This window comes from Amycolatopsis sp. GM8 (genome assembly GCF_021653975.1).
Taxonomy (GTDB): domain Bacteria; phylum Actinomycetota; class Actinomycetes; order Mycobacteriales; family Pseudonocardiaceae; genus Amycolatopsis_E.
Map to the genome: position 1 here is coordinate 573,211 of NZ_JAJKFK010000004.1, position 14,073 is coordinate 587,283.

The following is a 14,073-nucleotide window of genomic DNA, read 5'->3' on the forward strand; positions in this document are numbered from 1 at the left end:
AAGATACTTTTGCCTTCCGGTCAAGCAAAAGTATGCTGGCATCCATTAAAAGATGAAGCTGTTCTAGACTCGTTACGACAAAAGACGTACACGGGTCGACAGAAAGGAACCGTCGAGCATGCCGGTGCGTGAAGGACCGCCCGAAGGCCGGGGAGCGCTGTTCCAGCTGCTCCGGGACGGGAAGCCGCGCACGCGCGCCGAGCTTTCGGCGGAGACCGGGCTCGCGCGCTCGACGATCGCGGAGCGGATCGAGTCGCTGCTCGCGATCGGCTTGCTGCGGCACGCCGAGAAGGCGGGCTCGACCGGCGGGCGGCCGCCGAGCATGTTCGCGTTCAACCCCGGCGCGCGCGTGGTACTGGCCGCGGACATCGGTGCCACGCACGTGAAGCTCGCGGTCGCGGACCTGTCCGGCGCGATCATCGAGGAGCAGGACCACCCGCTCGACATCGCGTCGGGCCCGGAGATCGTGCTCGACTACGTGGCGACCGCCGGGCTGGAGCTGCTGACGAAGACCGGACGTTCGGCGAAGGAGCTGGCCGGGATCGGGGTCGGGCTGCCCGGGCCGGTCGAACACGCGAGCGGCCGGCCGGTGAACCCGCCGATCATGCCGGGCTGGAACGAGTTCGACGTGCGGGCGTACCTCGTGGCGCGGCTGGGCACCGAGGTCGCGCTCGTGGACAACGACGTGAACCTGATGGCGCTCGGCGAGTACCGGACGCACTGGCCGGACAAGCCCAACATGATGTTCGTCAAGGTGGCGACCGGCATCGGGTGCGGGCTGATCAGCGACGGGCGGCTGCACCGCGGATCGCGCGGCGCGGCGGGCGACATGGGGCACGTGCAGGTGCCCCGTGGGGTCGATGTTCCTTGCCGCTGCGGCAATATCGGCTGTCTGGAAGCGGTCGCGAGCGGTGGCGCCATCGCCGCGCAGCTGACCGAACTGGGCACGAAAGCCGTGGGCAGCAAGGATGTCGTGGAGCTGGCGCGTGGCGGTTCGGTGCCGGCGCTGCGGATGCTGCGCCAGGCCGGGCGGGATATCGGCGAGGTGCTGGCCACGGCGGTGAGCCTGTTCAACCCGTCGGTGATCGTCGTCGGCGGTGCGCTGTCGCAGGCCGGAGAGCACCTGATCGCCGGCGTGCGAGAGGTGGTCTACCGCCGTTCGCTGCCGCTGGCGACCGAGGAGTTGCGGATCGTCCAGTCCCGCGGCGGTCACCAGGCGGGTGTGCTGGGCGCGGCGGCGATGGTCATCGACCACGCGTTGTCGCCCGAGCAGCTGGATGCCCTGGTGTCCTGACCGGATGGTTCGGCGATGTCTGCCGGTGGCGTTCTCCCCGCCGCGCCGCGGGCGTCGAACTCGGCGTCGTGGGGGTCGAACTCGCCGTCCCGGGCGTCGGACTCGGCGTTCTGGGTGTCGGACTCGCGCGTGGGTCAGGCGCGGATGGTGGCTGCCAGTTCGTCGGCGAGTTCGGGGGTCGCGGCGACGACGCCGGACCAGCGGCGGCTCAGGTCGGGGTCGATCTCGACGGGACGGCCGAACGCGTCGATCACCACGCCACCCGCCGCGGGCAGCAGCACCGCGGCCGCGGCGATGTCCATGATGCGGTGCGTGTCGGAACCCGCGTCGGCGAAGGCATCCGTACTGCCTTGAGCCACGAGCGCCGCCTCGAGGCAGCTGCTGGAGAGGATCCGCACCCGCGCGGCGCGGCGGCTCACCCGCAGCCACGCCGCCTCGTTCTTCCGGTGCGGACGCAGCAGGCTCACCGCGGCGCCGTCCAGCTCCCGGCGGCCACTGGTGCGGTACGGGCCCGGCTCCCCGGCCTTGGCGTGCCAGCTGCGGCCGGTGTCGAGCCAGGTGGTGAGCGACTCGACCGCCTTCCCGTCGATGGCGACCACCCCGGCGAACGCGGCGAACGGCACCCCGGCGACGGCGTTCGCGGTGCCGTCGACCGGATCCACGACGAGGGTGACGGCGGAACCGTTGTCCACCACCCCGATCTCCTCGCTGATCAGGTTGACCCGTTGCGCCGCGGCGGTTTCCGCGACCGCGGTGTCGACCAGCAGGTCCAGGCGCGTGGTGGGGGTGCCGTCCGCGCCGATCTCGACCTTCTCGGCGAGGGCGGCACGATCATGCGCGCGCCGCGCGTCGTGGAAGGCCGTCATCGCCGCGCGGGCCACGGCGGCCAGCGCGGGATGGGTACCGTCCGGGATCTCGATCATCGTGCCCCCCATAGTACGGATCGCACCATCGGCCAGGGCTCTCGTGGTTCGACGAGCGCCAGGTCCGCCCGCAGGCCCGGCGCGAGCCGGCCGCGGTCGGTCAGGCCCGCGACCTCCGCCGGGCCGCTGGTGACGAGGGCGATGGCGGCGGGCAGCGTGGCGATGCCCTCCTTGGCGAGCAGCATCGCCGCGGCCAGCAAACCCGAGGGCAGGTAGTCCGAGGCCACCGCCGTCACCAGGCCCCGCTCGATCAGGTCCCGCCCGGACGCGTTGCCGTTGTGCGACCGCCCGCGCAGCACGTTCGGGGCACCGACCACCACCGGCAGACCCTGTTCCCGCGCCGCTTCCGCCGCTTCGAGGGTGGTCGGGAACTCGGCCACCGCTCCCCCGCGTTCGATCAGCTCGCCGATTTCCCCGGCAGAGCTCGGATCGTGGCCCAGCAACCGGATCCGCTCGGACCGCGCGCCGAGCCAGGAAAGCGCTTCCTCGCGCACGTCCAGCAGGCCGTCCCGGTCCACGATGAGCTGATCGACGTGGCGGCGAGCCTCCACTTCGGACATTCCGCGGCGACCCACCAGATACCGCTCGTAGTATTCGCGGTCGGCGTACTGACCCTGACCCGGCGTGTGGTCCTCATGCGACACCAGCGCCCCGTCGGGCACCTGCTCCAGCCGCTCCCGCAATGCGGCCAGCCCCTCGGGGCTGCGCACGTCGAGCCGGTACAGGATCCGGTGGTCGACCAGCCCGCCCGGGTAGGTATCGACCGCCTCGCAGACCTTCTCCGCCTGCTCCACGGTCCGCCGGATACCGCGGCCGTGGCTCTCCTCGAACCCGATGCCGTGGAACACCGTCGTCACACCCGCGGCGTGCAGCTTGCCCTCGAAGGACAGGATCGCGAACTCGACCGGCAGCTCGGCGCCGGGCCGCGGCATCCGCTCGTTCTCCAGCCCGTCGCTGTGCGTGTCAACGAGGCCGGGCACGCACAGCAGGCCCTGACCGTCCACATCGGACGACGATCCGGCCGGATGCGGCTCCACCGCGGCGATCCGGCCGTCACGGACGACGATGCGCGAATCGTCGAGCAGCCGGTCCGGCAATACCGCCCGCACGTGCCCGAGCACGTAGTCCGCGGGCGGCGCGGCCAGTGTCCAGGATTCGGCGACCGGGGTGGTCATGCGACACCTTCCAGAATCTCGTCGGGTTTCCCCGTGCGGTCGACCAGCCCGCCCGACATCAGCACGACCCGGGACGCGAGCCGGCGCATCGCGTCCAGGTCGTGGAACACGGCGAGCACCGCGACCCCTTGCCCGGCAAGGGATCCGACCAGCTCCAGCGCGGCCTCCCGGTTCGCCGGGTCCAAAGCGGACACCGGCTCGTCGAGCAGGAGCAGCCGCGGCGGGCGGACGGTACCGGCCGCGAGGTTGACGCGCTGGCGTTCGCCGCCCGAGAGCACTCCGCAGTCGACGTCCCACAGCGCCTCGTCGAGGTTGAGCCGCCGCAGGGCGGCCGCAGCCGCCTCCTTCGACGCTTCCCGGTCCAGACCACGTCGACGGGCGGCCGCCGCGACGACCTCCCACGGCCCGGTCCGCGGCGGCGCGGCGAGGAACTGGGAAACGTATCCGATTTCGCGGCCGCGCAGCCGCGCCATCGCCCGGTCGGCGAGGCCGGTCAGCTCGACGTCCTCGGTGCCGGTGCACAGCACGACCGTGCCGGAGTCGGGCAGATAGGTGCGGTAGACACAGCGCAGCAGCGACGACTTGCCGGCGCCACTGGGCCCAGCGAGCGCTACGTGCTCACCGGCGTGCACGTCGAGGTCGACGCCGTGCAGGGATTCGACGGTCCGCCCGTCGATCGTGTGCAGCACGAAGGACTTGCGCAGCCCGCGCACACTCAGCACAGGTTCGGTAGCGGATTTCACCACGGTTATCTCCTGGCCGCGGCGACGAGCCGCTGGGTGTAGGGATGGTGCGGATCGTGGAACAGCTGGTCGGTCAGGCCGCGCTCGACGACCCGCCCGAGCTGCATGACCACGGTGCGGTCGGTGAGCGCCTCGATCACCGCGAAGTCATGGCTGACCACCACCGCCGCGACGTCCCGTTCGGCGAGCAGGCCGCGCAGCAGGTCGAGCACCCCGGCGGCGACCGAGGCGTCGAGACCGGTGGTGGGCTCGTCGAGCAGCAGCACCGGCGGATCGGTGGCGAGCGCCTTGGCGATCTGCACGCGCTGGCGCATCCCACCGGAGAAGGTACGCACCGGATCGTCCATTCGCGACAGTGGCACCTCGACCCGGTCGAGCAGCTCCGCGGCCCGGCGGCGGATCGCGTGGTAGCCGCGCCAGCCCGCGGCGGTCAGCCGCTCGGCGATGTTCCCGCCCGCCGTGACGCCGAGATCGAGCCCCGCGGCCGGGTCCTGGTGCACCACGGCCATCTCAGCGATGCGCAGCCGCCGCCGCTCGTCGGCGGGCAGCCGCAGCACATCCGTGCGCCCGCCGTCGACCGCGGCCAGGTGCACCTGACCGGCCGTGGCGTCCACGTCGCCGATCACGCAACCGAGCACAGTGGACTTCCCGGATCCTGATTCGCCGATGACACCAAGGGCTTCACCGGGAGCGACGTCGAACGACACGTCCCATGCGGCGACGATCGCGCCGGTCGCCGGGCTGATCGCGGTCCCGTTCTCAGGACCGGTGCCCGGAACGGCTCCGGCCCCGCCCCGCCCGTGCACCTTCCCGATGCCCGACACGCGCAACGACCATTCCTGCTCACCGGACACCCGCGCCGGAGCGACGTACGGCTCGATCGTGGCGGCGCCTGCCATCCGGGTCCGCGGGTCGGGCAGCAGGTGCAACGGCGCGCGCTCGCGATGACCGGCCACGTCCGCGTCCCGGTCCCGTACCCGCGAGCACCATTCGGTGTCGCTGCACAGGTATCCGCCGTCGGCACCGGCTTCCACCAGGAACACGTCGTCGCTGCCGCACAGCCGGCACCGCGCGCCGGGCGCGTGCTCGACCTCGAACGGCACGTCGTCGAAGGCCAGCGGCCGGACGTCGGTGTGTGGCGGCACCGCGTAGATCTTCTTCTCCCGCCCGGCGCCGAACAGGTTCAGGTGCTCGCACTGGTGCAGCCGCGGCACATCCCAGCGCGGGATCGGGCTGGAGGCCATCACGAACCGGCCGCCGACGAGCACCGGATATCCGCTGCCCCGGGTGATCACTCCATTTCGGACCAGATCCTCGTACAGACTCACCCAGATCTTCGAGTAATCGTCCTCGGCATGCATGCGGGCGCACTCGGCGACGGACTTTTCCACGCCGCGCAACGGTTCCGGCACCGGCACCTGGTAGACGAGCACATGCTCGTCGCCGAGCTTCTCCTCCGGAATCCGGTGCCGCGTCTGGATGACTGTGGCCTCGCGAGTGTCGGCGGACTCGGCACAACCGGTGGTCGAGGCGATCATCCGGCGCAGGTTGGTCGCGTTCACCCCGGCGTCGTCGCCCTGGTCGATCACCTTGACCGTGTCGCCGGGGCCGATCACCGCGAGCGTCACCTGCAGCCCGCCCGAACCCCAGCCGCGGGCGACGGGCATCTCGCGGGAGCCGAACGGCACCTGGTAGCCGGGCACGCAGACCGCGGTGAGCACCGCGCGGCGGATCTCGCGTTTGGCGCCCTCGTCCAGGATCCCCTGCTCGCGTTCCAGCTCGTCGACAAGGTCCATTGTGGACGTCATCAGCATTCCTTCCCGGCCGGGTCGGCCGGCCGCTCGGCCGGTCCCTCGCCGGCTTCGGCGGCCACGCGCATGGCCTGCTTGCGTTCCACGATGGAGCGGAACGTCACGTAGTGCGGCAGCTTCAAGTGTTCGAGGAAACCGGCGGAGTCCAGCCCATCGACGGTCAGCAGCAACAGCTGCTCCAGCGGGCCCTTCCGGCCGAAGCGCCGGTTCGCGATGTCCAGATTGGACATCGCGATCGCCTTGCGCTCGTTGTGCCCGAAGCAGAGTCCGTAGCCGACGTCGAGCCGGGTGCGGTCCTCGTCGGCGCCGTCGAGGTTCTCGATCGCCTCGGCCTCGGTGACCCGGAACTCGCCCAGTGTCACCGGGTTTCCGGTGTGCGGGTGCCGCACGCGCAGCGGGACGCGGCCGTGCCGGACCTCGCCGAGCGTCACCTCGTGCACATCGCCGTCCGGGCCGAGGATCGAGCGGTACCACAGCGAAACGAGGCCACCGGTCTCGGCGCGCGCCATCGACGCGAGCACCGCTGACCGGGGCGCCGGCGGACGGGCGGGCTTGCGGGTGATGTCGACCGGCTCCGGGTCGTCCCCGCGGCGCTGGTCGGCGACCAGATCCAGTTTCCGCAGCAGGTCGAGGAACCGGCGGGGGCGGCGATGCTCCTCGGAGCGCTCGCGCGCCGGGCGATCCTGCACGGTGCCCGGCTCCGGCGGGCCGTCGGGCTGTTCGAGCAGGCGGCCGGTGTAGTCGGTGGTGCGGCCGAGCAGCTGCGGGCCGTCCGGCTCGCGGAACGCGGGCACGATCCGGCGCAGCACGGTCATCTCGTCGGGATCGACCGGTTCGCTGACGGCCAGCCGCGGCAGCGTGGACCGGTGCGCCCGCACCAGATGCGAGGCCTCCAGCGGGTCACCCTCGGCCTGGCGCAGCGCGGCCGCCGCCGTCGGCTCATGGTACAGACCACCTTCGCCCATCACCCGGTCCACGGCGAGCCGGAACCGCGCGGTGATCTGCTCCGTCGACGCCCACGGCGCCGGGGCGTGATCCCGCGCGCGCCGCACCAGGTCCTCGGCGGCGAGGATGGCCTCCAGCCCGCCGCGTGCTCCCGAGTACCCCATCAGCGCTCGCTCCCTTCGATGACGGTCGTGCGCGGGATCCCGGCCATCCGGCCGTCCGGCGCGATCAGCAGCAGGTCGATGCCGGCCGGGTACCCCGCCACCGCTTCGGCTCGGGCCGCGAGCAGACCGTCCACTCCGGACAGCCGCACCGTGCCGGGGATGCCGGGCCCGGACAGCTCCCAGTCCTCACCATCCACTTCGGACACGGCAAGACACACGAGCGCGCCTTCCTCGGGCGCGAAAGCGCTTCCCCGGCCCACGGCGCGCAGCTCGTCACCGGTCATCGGCCGGGTCGCCGCGACGAACCGTGCCGAACCTGTCTCCGCGGCGGGCGCCGAGGTGACCACGCCGACCGCGTCGGCCCAATCCTCGCCCTCGTCCAGCACCGCCACGGTGGTCCCCAGGTCGGCCAGTGCCAGCACCGGCAGCAGCACCGCGGGCACACCGGGACGTTCTGGCAGGCGGACGATCCGTCCGGGCCGCGACAACGCGTCCAGCACCGCGCGGAACACCTGCCGCGACTCGTCCGGCCGCAGCGTGGCCGCGGCGATCCGGTCCAGGATGGCCGTCACGTCAGCTCCTCGAATTCGACGATGGTGGGCGCCAGTTCGGCCCATTCCGCGGCCTCGCGTTCCACGCGCCGCCGGGCGACCGCGTGGCACAGCTCTTCGACGCGTGCCGAGCGGGGTCGCGCGGCTTCGGCCTCCGCGTCGAGTACCGCGGCGGCCAGCGTGGCGGCCCGGTCGTCGCCGAGGCGCATCGACCAGCCGCGCTGCCCCGCCAGCTCGACCTCGGCGCGGCAGGCGAGCACATCCCCGAGCAGGAACCGTTCCGCCAGCACGGGTTCGCGCACCTGCGCGGCGACCGCCCCCACCTCCGGCCCGGTCAGCACGCGCACGGCGGCGCCGTCGGCGAGACACTCGTCGGCCAGCGCGACCAGCTCGTCCCGCTCGGCCTCCGCGAGCAGCGCGCACCGCTGCTCGCGGCTCAACACGTCGGTCACTGCACCACCTCCGGAATCGTTTCGGTCAGTTCGACGATCACGCGGACCGCGTCGGCCCTGGTCCACGCCGCACTGCACATAAGCACCCGCCCGCTCCCGGCGTCCCGGCTGAGGCTCTCCCCGAGATAGACCGGGCAGCTCGCCTCGATGCCCAGCTCCCGCAGCACATGCGCCGGCGGCATCTCCAGGCTCACCCGGTACCACGCGCGCACCGGCCGGACCCGGCCCATCTGCCGCAGCACCACGTCGATCGAGTCGACCACCTGCAGCGCCATGTCCAGATCGGGCACGACGTCGACCGGGATCCACTCCTCGGTCCAGGTCGCCAGCAGCTCGTCGATGTAGAACTCGCGCACGACGTGGTGCGCCAGCGACCCCGGCTCGCGTTCCAGCCGGGCGGCCTCCGTCTCGGGCAGACCGGCCCGGTCGACGGCCTTGACCATCGCGCGCGGGGTCGCGCCCGACGCCTCCACCGTCGCGTGCCACGACGGCGGGCGGCTGCGGGAGATCACGTAGTCGATGCGGGAGTTGACGAACGTGCCCGCCCCCTGCACCCGGCGCACCAGCAGTCGGCGCTCCAGCTCCTGCAGCGCGGACCGGGCCGCCGCCCGTCCCACCCCGAACCGGCTGGCCAGCTCGGGTTCGCTCGCGACCCGGGTCCCGGGCGCGCACCCGGCCAGCTCGCCCGCGAGCCGGTCGGCGATCTCGAGATACCTCGTCATGCCCCCGACACTGCTCGCCCGCCTTGTCCGGACAACTGCGCGGCGTGAAACCCGCCGGACACCGGAAGTGAACATCCGAGACAGTTGTTTCTCGCCTCCACGTAGGTATCAGCGCCAGAGCTGGTGCAGGAGCGGCTCGAAGGACTCCAGTGGGCGCGTGGGGACGCCCGGGACCTTCGCGGCGTCGTCCCAGCGCCGCAACTCGGCGGCCTCCCGCGCCCACGGGTGCGCCTCGAACTCGGCGACCTCTTCGGGTGTCATCGGCCCGCCTTGCCGCACCAGCGACCGCTGCGAGACGGGGCTGAGCGACTCCGCGTACCCGGCGTCCACCACCACGAGGTACCGCTTGGCCGGGACATGCTGCCCGACCAGGAACGCGGCGCGCTCCCCACAGTGCCGCAGACAGAAATCCGCCCCTGCCTGCTCGTGGGGCAGGCCGCGGTAGTGCTCGACGACCCCGGGCGCGCGGCCGACGTCGTGCAGCAGCGCCGCCACCACGACCTCGATGTCCGCCTCGGCCGTGAGCGCGTGCCCGGCGGTCTGCAGGGCGTGCTGGAGCTGGTCGACGGCCTCGCCGCCGTCGTAGTCGCCCGCCATCGCCCGGAGGACGGCGAGCGTGTCGGGCACTGAGAACCACATAGCTGAACTCCTTGCTAACGAACAACACGGCGCAGCCCGACGGCGAGCAGCTCGACGGCCATCACCACCACGAACACCAGCGCCAGAATCGCTGTGACCGCGCCGAATTCGAGCACCCGCGAGGCATTCAGCAGGTCGAACCCGATCCCACCCGCACCGACGATGCCGAGCAGCGTGGCCGACCGGATGTTCACGTCGAGCTGGTAGAGCACATGCGCGACGAACGCGGGCGCGGCCTGCGGCAGCGTCGCGGAGAAGAACACCTGCCACCGCCCGGCACCGGTCGCGCGCAACGCCTGCTCGACACCGGGATCGACCTCCTCCAGGGAGTCGGCGACGAGCTTGCCGAGCAGCCCGACGACGCCGACGGCGAGCGCGAGCGCCCCGGCGACCGGGCCGAGCCCGCTGATCACCACGAACACGATCGCGAGCACCAACTCCGGGATGCCGCGCACCCCGACGATCAGCAGCCGGAAGAACCGCGCGGCGTTCGGCGCCACGTTCCGGGCGGCCAGCGCCCCGAACGGCAACGCCAGCACCGCACCCAGCAGGGTCGCGGCGAGCGCGATCTTGACGGTCTCCCACAGGTCGCCGGCCAGCACCGGGAGGAACTCCGGCGGCCAGAACAGTGACAGCGTGTGGCCGAGGTTGCCGAGCGCGCCGAAGAACTGGCCCGCCGACAAGTGCGCGCCCCAGATCGAGGCGAGCACGATGACCAAGGTGAGCACCGCGTAACCCGTCTTCCCGATCCTCGCCATCGTCCACTGTGGACTGACCTGGCCGGCGCGGCGCGGCGGCGGCATGGTCACTTTGGGGCGCAGCAAGGCGTTCCGGATCGCGCCGGAGAGGAACTCGACGACCACGCACAGGATCAGCACGACGAGCGCGAGCGCCATGCCGCGGCGGTAGTCGAGCTCGCGCAGCGAGGTGGCGATCGCGTAGCCGAGCCCGTCGACGCCGACGAACCCGAGCACCACCGAGACCCGCAGGTTGATGTCGAGCCGGTGCAGCGCGGTCGCCACCAGCGCGGGCAGCACCTGCGGCAGCACCCCGGCGATTAGCTCCTGCCCGCCGGCCGCGCCGCCCGCGCGCACGGCCGCGCGCGGGCCCTCGTCGATCTGCTCGATCGCGTCGGCGTAGAGCTTGCCGACCATGCCGACCGAATGCAGGCCCATGGCCAGGATCCCGGCCATCGCGCCGAACCCGAACACGCGGAAGAACACGATCGCCAGCACCACGTCCGGCACCGCGCGGGCCGCGACGATGACGGCGCGCGAGGCGAACCGGGCGCCGCGGTGCGGGGTCGTGTTGCCCGCCGCGAGCACCGCCAGCACGATGCTGATCACCACCGACAGCAGCGTCGAGCAGACGACGATCGACAGCGTCTGCCCGGTCAGCTTCAGCAGCTCCCCGGCCGGTGGGAAGTCGAGCGGCAGCATCCGGCCGGCGAAGTCCGCCGCGTTGCCCGCGCTGTCGACCAGGGTCGCCACGTTGATCCGCAGGTCGCCGACCGCCCACGCGGCCAGCGCGAACAGCGCCAGCAGCGTGAGCGTCGCGGCGACCGGGCCCGTCTTGGGACGGGCGAGCGTGCGGACCGTCATGCGCTGCCCACCAGCGCGGCACCGCCGTAGATGGTGGCCGCCGCGGTGTGGTCGAGCGTGCGGGCCGGCTGGTCCAGTACGACCCGGCCCGAGCGCAGCCCGATGATGCGGTCCGCCCACGCCAGCGCCAGCTCGACCTGGTGCAGGCTGCACAGCACCGTCAGGTCCCGCTCGGCCGCGATCTCCCGGATCAGCCGCATCACCTGCGCCGAGGATTCCGGGTCCAGCGACGCGACCGGCTCGTCGGCGAGCAGGATCTCCGGGCGCTGCATGAGCGCGCGGGCGACCGCGACCCGCTGCTGCTGGCCGCCCGACAACGTGTCGGCACGCTGGAACGCTTGCGGCGCAAGGCCGACGCGCTCCAGGTGGCCCAGTGCCTCCAGCCGGACGGCCTTCGGGTAGCTGGGCAGGCCCAGCCTCGGCCCGCGTAGCCGCCCGAGCCCGCCGGTGCACACGTTCTCCAGCACCGACAGGCTGCCGACCAGGTGGAACTGCTGGAACACGAACCCGATCCGGCGGCGCAGGTCGCGCAAGCGGGCGCCGCGCGCCTGCCCGACGTCCGTGCCCAGCGCCGCCACGGTGCCGCTGGTGGCCGTGTGCAGCCCGTCGACGTGCCGCAGCAGGGTGGACTTGCCCGAACCGGACAGTCCCAGCAGGACGACCACTTCACCCGGCTCGACCCCGAACGACACGTCGTGCAGCGCGATCGTGTGCCCGAACCGCTTGGTCACGCCGTCGAACCGGACGGCGCTCATGCGGTCGTGCACTGCTTGGACTTGGTGACCTCGCAGACGTGCCGGACGGTGTCGTAGAACGCGTCGTCCACCTTGGCGTAACCCCAGTCGCCGGCGTCGTCGACCGTGCACTTGTCGTTGGTGCACAGGTTGTTCGCCTTGAAGTAGTCGCTGTTCGCGTCCTGCTGGAAGACGGTGGCGATCTTGTCCTTCAGCGCCGGGGCGAGGTCGTCGGCCAGTGCCACCGGGGAACCGGCGATGAGGTCGGACTTCCACACCGTGGTCACGTCACCCGGCTTGAGCTGCCCGCGCTGGATCAGCAGGGTGTCCACCATGACGTCCTCGGCGAACCCGACGTCGCACTGGCCGCTGGCCACGCCGAGCACGGAGGCGTCGTGCCCGCCCGTCATGACCGGGGTGATGTCGGTGTCGGGGTTCACGCCCGCGTCGAGCAGGCCGGCCCGCGGGTAGAGATAACCCGAGGTCGAGTTCGGGTCGACGAAGCAGACCTTCTTGCCCTTGAACCCGGCCAGGCCGGTCACCGGCGAGCCCGCCTTGGTGATGCCGTACGAGCGGTAGCCGGGGGTGCCGCCCTTCTGCGGCAACTGCGCCGCGATCGCGGTCGTCTTCACGCCGGTGGTCTTCGCGACCACGTACGACAGCGGTCCGTACTGGGCGATGTCGACCTTGCCGCTGCGCTGCGCCTCGATCACCGCCGCGTAGTCGGTGGCCTGCTGGAACCGGACGGTCTTGCCGGTCTCCTTCTGCAGCAGGTTGATCACGCCCTGGTAGTCCTGCTGCAGGTCGGTCGAGTTCTCGCTCGGCACCGCCGCGAACACCAGCTCACCGGGGTCGCGCGTGCTGCCGCCGCTGCCGCCCGCCGCGCTCTGCCCGCAGGCCGTGAGCAGCAGCGCCGCCCCCGTCAGCGCGGCCGCGCGCCACCACTTGTCGCCCATCCGTCCTCCTCGCTCGGTACGCCGAGAAGGCTGGTTCTCGCGCATGCCACGAGGGCGAAACCCGGGTTACCGGTCCCCGAACGAACCGGGTTTTCTCGCGGCACTCAACCGGACAACCACGCCCGGGGTCAGTTCGCCGCGCGGGCGAGCCCGGCGTCGGCGCCACCCCGGCTGAGCACCACGGAATCGGTGTCCTGCACGGCTTTCGCCGCGCGGACCGGGTCCAGCTGGGGGCTGCTCGCGGTGCGCACCCGGATCGGCGGCCCGAGGTCGATCACGGTGGGCACATACTCGGCGCGGTCGACCGTCCAGCCGGTGCCCGAAGGCACGAAGTGGAAGCGCGCGATGACGCCTTCCTCGGTGACGCCACGCGGTTCGGAGTGCCGGGCGATCGAGTTGCCGAGCCCGTAGGCGACCCATTTTCCGTTGATGTGCTCGAACGGCTGCACCACGTGCGCGTGATGGCCGATGATCAGGTCGATCGCCGGGTCGCCGAGCAGGCGTTGCGCGATCTTCTGCTGGTCGGCGGTCGGCACCTGCTGGTATTCCACGCCCCAGTGCAGGCTCGCGATCACGATCTGCGCGCCCGCGGCGCGGGCGGCCCTGGCGGCGGCGAGCACGGCGTCGACATCGAGGGTGTTGGCGACCCATGGCTTGTCGGCGGGCAGCTTCCGGCCGTTGTAGCCGAAGGTGAACGCCACGTGGCCGACCTTCACACCGTGCACGTCGAGAATGAGCGGAGTGCGCGCCTCCTGCTGCGTGCGGGCCGAGCCGGTGTGGCGGACACCCACGGAGTCCAGCGTGTCCAGGGTACGGGTGATCCCGTCGACGCCCTGGTCGAGGGTGTGGTTGGACGCGGTGGAGCAGTCGTCGTAGCCGGTCGACGCGATGGCGGTCGCGATCTCCGGCGGCGCGCTGAAGTCCGGGTAGCCTTCGAACGGCCCGGCCGGCGGCGCCAGCGGGGTTTCCAGATGGCAGATCGCCAGGTCGGCGCGGCTGATCACGTCCCGGATCCCGGCGAGCATCGGCCGGTAGTCGCGCTGCCCGTTGCCGTCCTGGGTGGCCTGGGTGGTCAGCTCGGGATGGATCAGCACGTCGCCGGTCGCGACCACGTTGATCCCCGGATCGACGGGAATTGAGACCGGCGGATTGTTCGGCAGCGGCGCGCGGTCGACGTTCGCCACGCAGGCGGCCGACAGCGGCACTGCCGCCAGTGCCGCGATCAGTCGGCGTACGCGCATGCGCCGCATGGTGCCAGTGCCCCGCCGACCACCAGCCGATCGCCCGTCCGGCCGTATTCCGGTGCCGCCGAACGGCGCAACGCCCGCACGGTTGTCCGCATCCGTGGTGGTGAGCGGGCGTG

Annotated in this window: 14 protein-coding genes; 1 reads left to right on the plus strand and 13 read right to left on the minus strand. The window is 72.0% G+C overall.

Going from position 1 to position 14,073, the window contains the following annotated elements; genetic code table 11:
- Positions 1-118: 118 nt before the first annotated feature.
- Entirely contained in the window at positions 119-1,294 is a 1,176-nt protein-coding gene (locus LOZ83_RS21235; RefSeq protein WP_236792726.1) for an ROK family transcriptional regulator, read from the plus strand.
- Positions 1,295-1,428: 134 nt separating this feature from the next.
- On the opposite strand, the gene LOZ83_RS21240 is transcribed toward LOZ83_RS21235, so the two are convergent.
- The 13 genes from LOZ83_RS21240 to LOZ83_RS21300 form a co-directional block, all read right to left on the minus strand.
- The gene (locus LOZ83_RS21240; protein WP_236792727.1) at positions 1,429-2,217 is read right to left on the minus strand and encodes an inositol monophosphatase family protein; all 789 of its coding nucleotides are present in this window, start codon (positions 2,215-2,217) and stop codon (positions 1,429-1,431) included.
- A complete protein-coding gene (locus LOZ83_RS21245) occupies positions 2,214-3,392 on the minus strand; it encodes an alpha-D-ribose 1-methylphosphonate 5-triphosphate diphosphatase (protein WP_236792728.1) in 1,179 nt (392 codons plus the stop codon). The genes LOZ83_RS21240 and LOZ83_RS21245 overlap by 4 nt, the downstream gene beginning before the upstream one ends.
- The gene (locus tag LOZ83_RS21250; protein ID WP_236792734.1) at positions 3,389-4,138 is read right to left on the minus strand and encodes an ATP-binding cassette domain-containing protein; all 750 of its coding nucleotides are present in this window, start codon (positions 4,136-4,138) and stop codon (positions 3,389-3,391) included. Before LOZ83_RS21250 ends, LOZ83_RS21245 begins: the two co-directional genes overlap by 4 nt.
- Before the next feature lie 2 nt (positions 4,139-4,140).
- Entirely contained in the window at positions 4,141-5,943 is a 1,803-nt protein-coding gene (locus LOZ83_RS21255; protein ID WP_236792736.1) for an alpha-D-ribose 1-methylphosphonate 5-phosphate C-P-lyase PhnJ, read from the minus strand.
- On the minus strand, positions 5,943-7,055 hold the full coding sequence (locus LOZ83_RS21260) for a carbon-phosphorus lyase complex subunit PhnI (protein ID WP_236792737.1): 1,113 nt from the start codon (positions 7,053-7,055) through the stop codon (positions 5,943-5,945). Before LOZ83_RS21260 ends, LOZ83_RS21255 begins: the two co-directional genes overlap by 1 nt.
- On the minus strand, positions 7,055-7,627 hold the full coding sequence (gene phnH, locus LOZ83_RS21265; protein WP_236792739.1) for a phosphonate C-P lyase system protein PhnH: 573 nt from the start codon (positions 7,625-7,627) through the stop codon (positions 7,055-7,057). Before phnH ends, LOZ83_RS21260 begins: the two co-directional genes overlap by 1 nt.
- Positions 7,624-8,058, minus strand: coding sequence for a phosphonate C-P lyase system protein PhnG (locus LOZ83_RS21270; protein WP_236792742.1), 435 nt, complete (start codon positions 8,056-8,058; stop codon positions 7,624-7,626). Before LOZ83_RS21270 ends, phnH begins: the two co-directional genes overlap by 4 nt.
- On the minus strand, positions 8,055-8,780 hold the full coding sequence (locus tag LOZ83_RS21275; RefSeq protein WP_236792744.1) for a GntR family transcriptional regulator: 726 nt from the start codon (positions 8,778-8,780) through the stop codon (positions 8,055-8,057). The genes LOZ83_RS21270 and LOZ83_RS21275 overlap by 4 nt, the downstream gene beginning before the upstream one ends.
- A 108-nt stretch (positions 8,781-8,888) precedes the next feature.
- Positions 8,889-9,419, minus strand: a complete 531-nt coding sequence (locus LOZ83_RS21280; RefSeq protein WP_236792746.1) for an HD domain-containing protein — start codon at positions 9,417-9,419, stop codon at positions 8,889-8,891.
- A gap of 14 nt (positions 9,420-9,433) precedes the next feature.
- Complete coding sequence (gene phnE / locus LOZ83_RS21285) at positions 9,434-11,020, minus strand: phosphonate ABC transporter, permease protein PhnE (RefSeq protein WP_236792747.1); 1,587 nt, start codon at positions 11,018-11,020, stop codon at positions 9,434-9,436.
- On the minus strand, positions 11,017-11,775 hold the full coding sequence (phnC, locus tag LOZ83_RS21290) for a phosphonate ABC transporter ATP-binding protein (protein ID WP_236792748.1): 759 nt from the start codon (positions 11,773-11,775) through the stop codon (positions 11,017-11,019). Before phnC ends, phnE begins: the two co-directional genes overlap by 4 nt.
- Positions 11,772-12,710, minus strand: coding sequence for a phosphate/phosphite/phosphonate ABC transporter substrate-binding protein (locus LOZ83_RS21295; protein ID WP_236792749.1), 939 nt, complete (start codon positions 12,708-12,710; stop codon positions 11,772-11,774). Before LOZ83_RS21295 ends, phnC begins: the two co-directional genes overlap by 4 nt.
- A 128-nt stretch (positions 12,711-12,838) precedes the next feature.
- Entirely contained in the window at positions 12,839-13,951 is a 1,113-nt protein-coding gene (locus LOZ83_RS21300) for a CapA family protein (RefSeq protein WP_236792755.1), read from the minus strand.
- Positions 13,952-14,073: the final 122 nt, after the last annotated feature.

Excerpts from the sequence above, each read along its gene's own strand:
- LOZ83_RS21295 (WP_236792749.1), bottom strand. The coding sequence starts at position 12,710 with ATGGGCGACAAGTGGTGGCGCGCGGCCGCGCTGACGGGGGCGGCGCTG.
- LOZ83_RS21235 (WP_236792726.1), top strand. The coding sequence starts at position 119 with ATGCCGGTGCGTGAAGGACCGCCCGAAGGCCGGGGAGCGCTGTTCCAG.
- LOZ83_RS21240 (WP_236792727.1), bottom strand. The coding sequence starts at position 2,217 with ATGATCGAGATCCCGGACGGTACCCATCCCGCGCTGGCCGCCGTGGCC.
- phnE (WP_236792747.1), bottom strand. The coding sequence starts at position 11,020 with ATGACGGTCCGCACGCTCGCCCGTCCCAAGACGGGCCCGGTCGCCGCG.
- LOZ83_RS21280 (WP_236792746.1), bottom strand. The coding sequence starts at position 9,419 with ATGTGGTTCTCAGTGCCCGACACGCTCGCCGTCCTCCGGGCGATGGCG.
- LOZ83_RS21255 (WP_236792736.1), bottom strand. The coding sequence starts at position 5,943 with ATGACGTCCACAATGGACCTTGTCGACGAGCTGGAACGCGAGCAGGGG.
- LOZ83_RS21275 (WP_236792744.1), bottom strand. The coding sequence starts at position 8,780 with ATGACGAGGTATCTCGAGATCGCCGACCGGCTCGCGGGCGAGCTGGCC.
- LOZ83_RS21300 (WP_236792755.1), bottom strand. The coding sequence starts at position 13,951 with ATGCGCGTACGCCGACTGATCGCGGCACTGGCGGCAGTGCCGCTGTCG.
- LOZ83_RS21245 (WP_236792728.1), bottom strand. The coding sequence starts at position 3,392 with ATGACCACCCCGGTCGCCGAATCCTGGACACTGGCCGCGCCGCCCGCG.
- phnC (WP_236792748.1), bottom strand. The coding sequence starts at position 11,775 with ATGAGCGCCGTCCGGTTCGACGGCGTGACCAAGCGGTTCGGGCACACG.
- LOZ83_RS21260 (WP_236792737.1), bottom strand. The coding sequence starts at position 7,055 with ATGGGGTACTCGGGAGCACGCGGCGGGCTGGAGGCCATCCTCGCCGCC.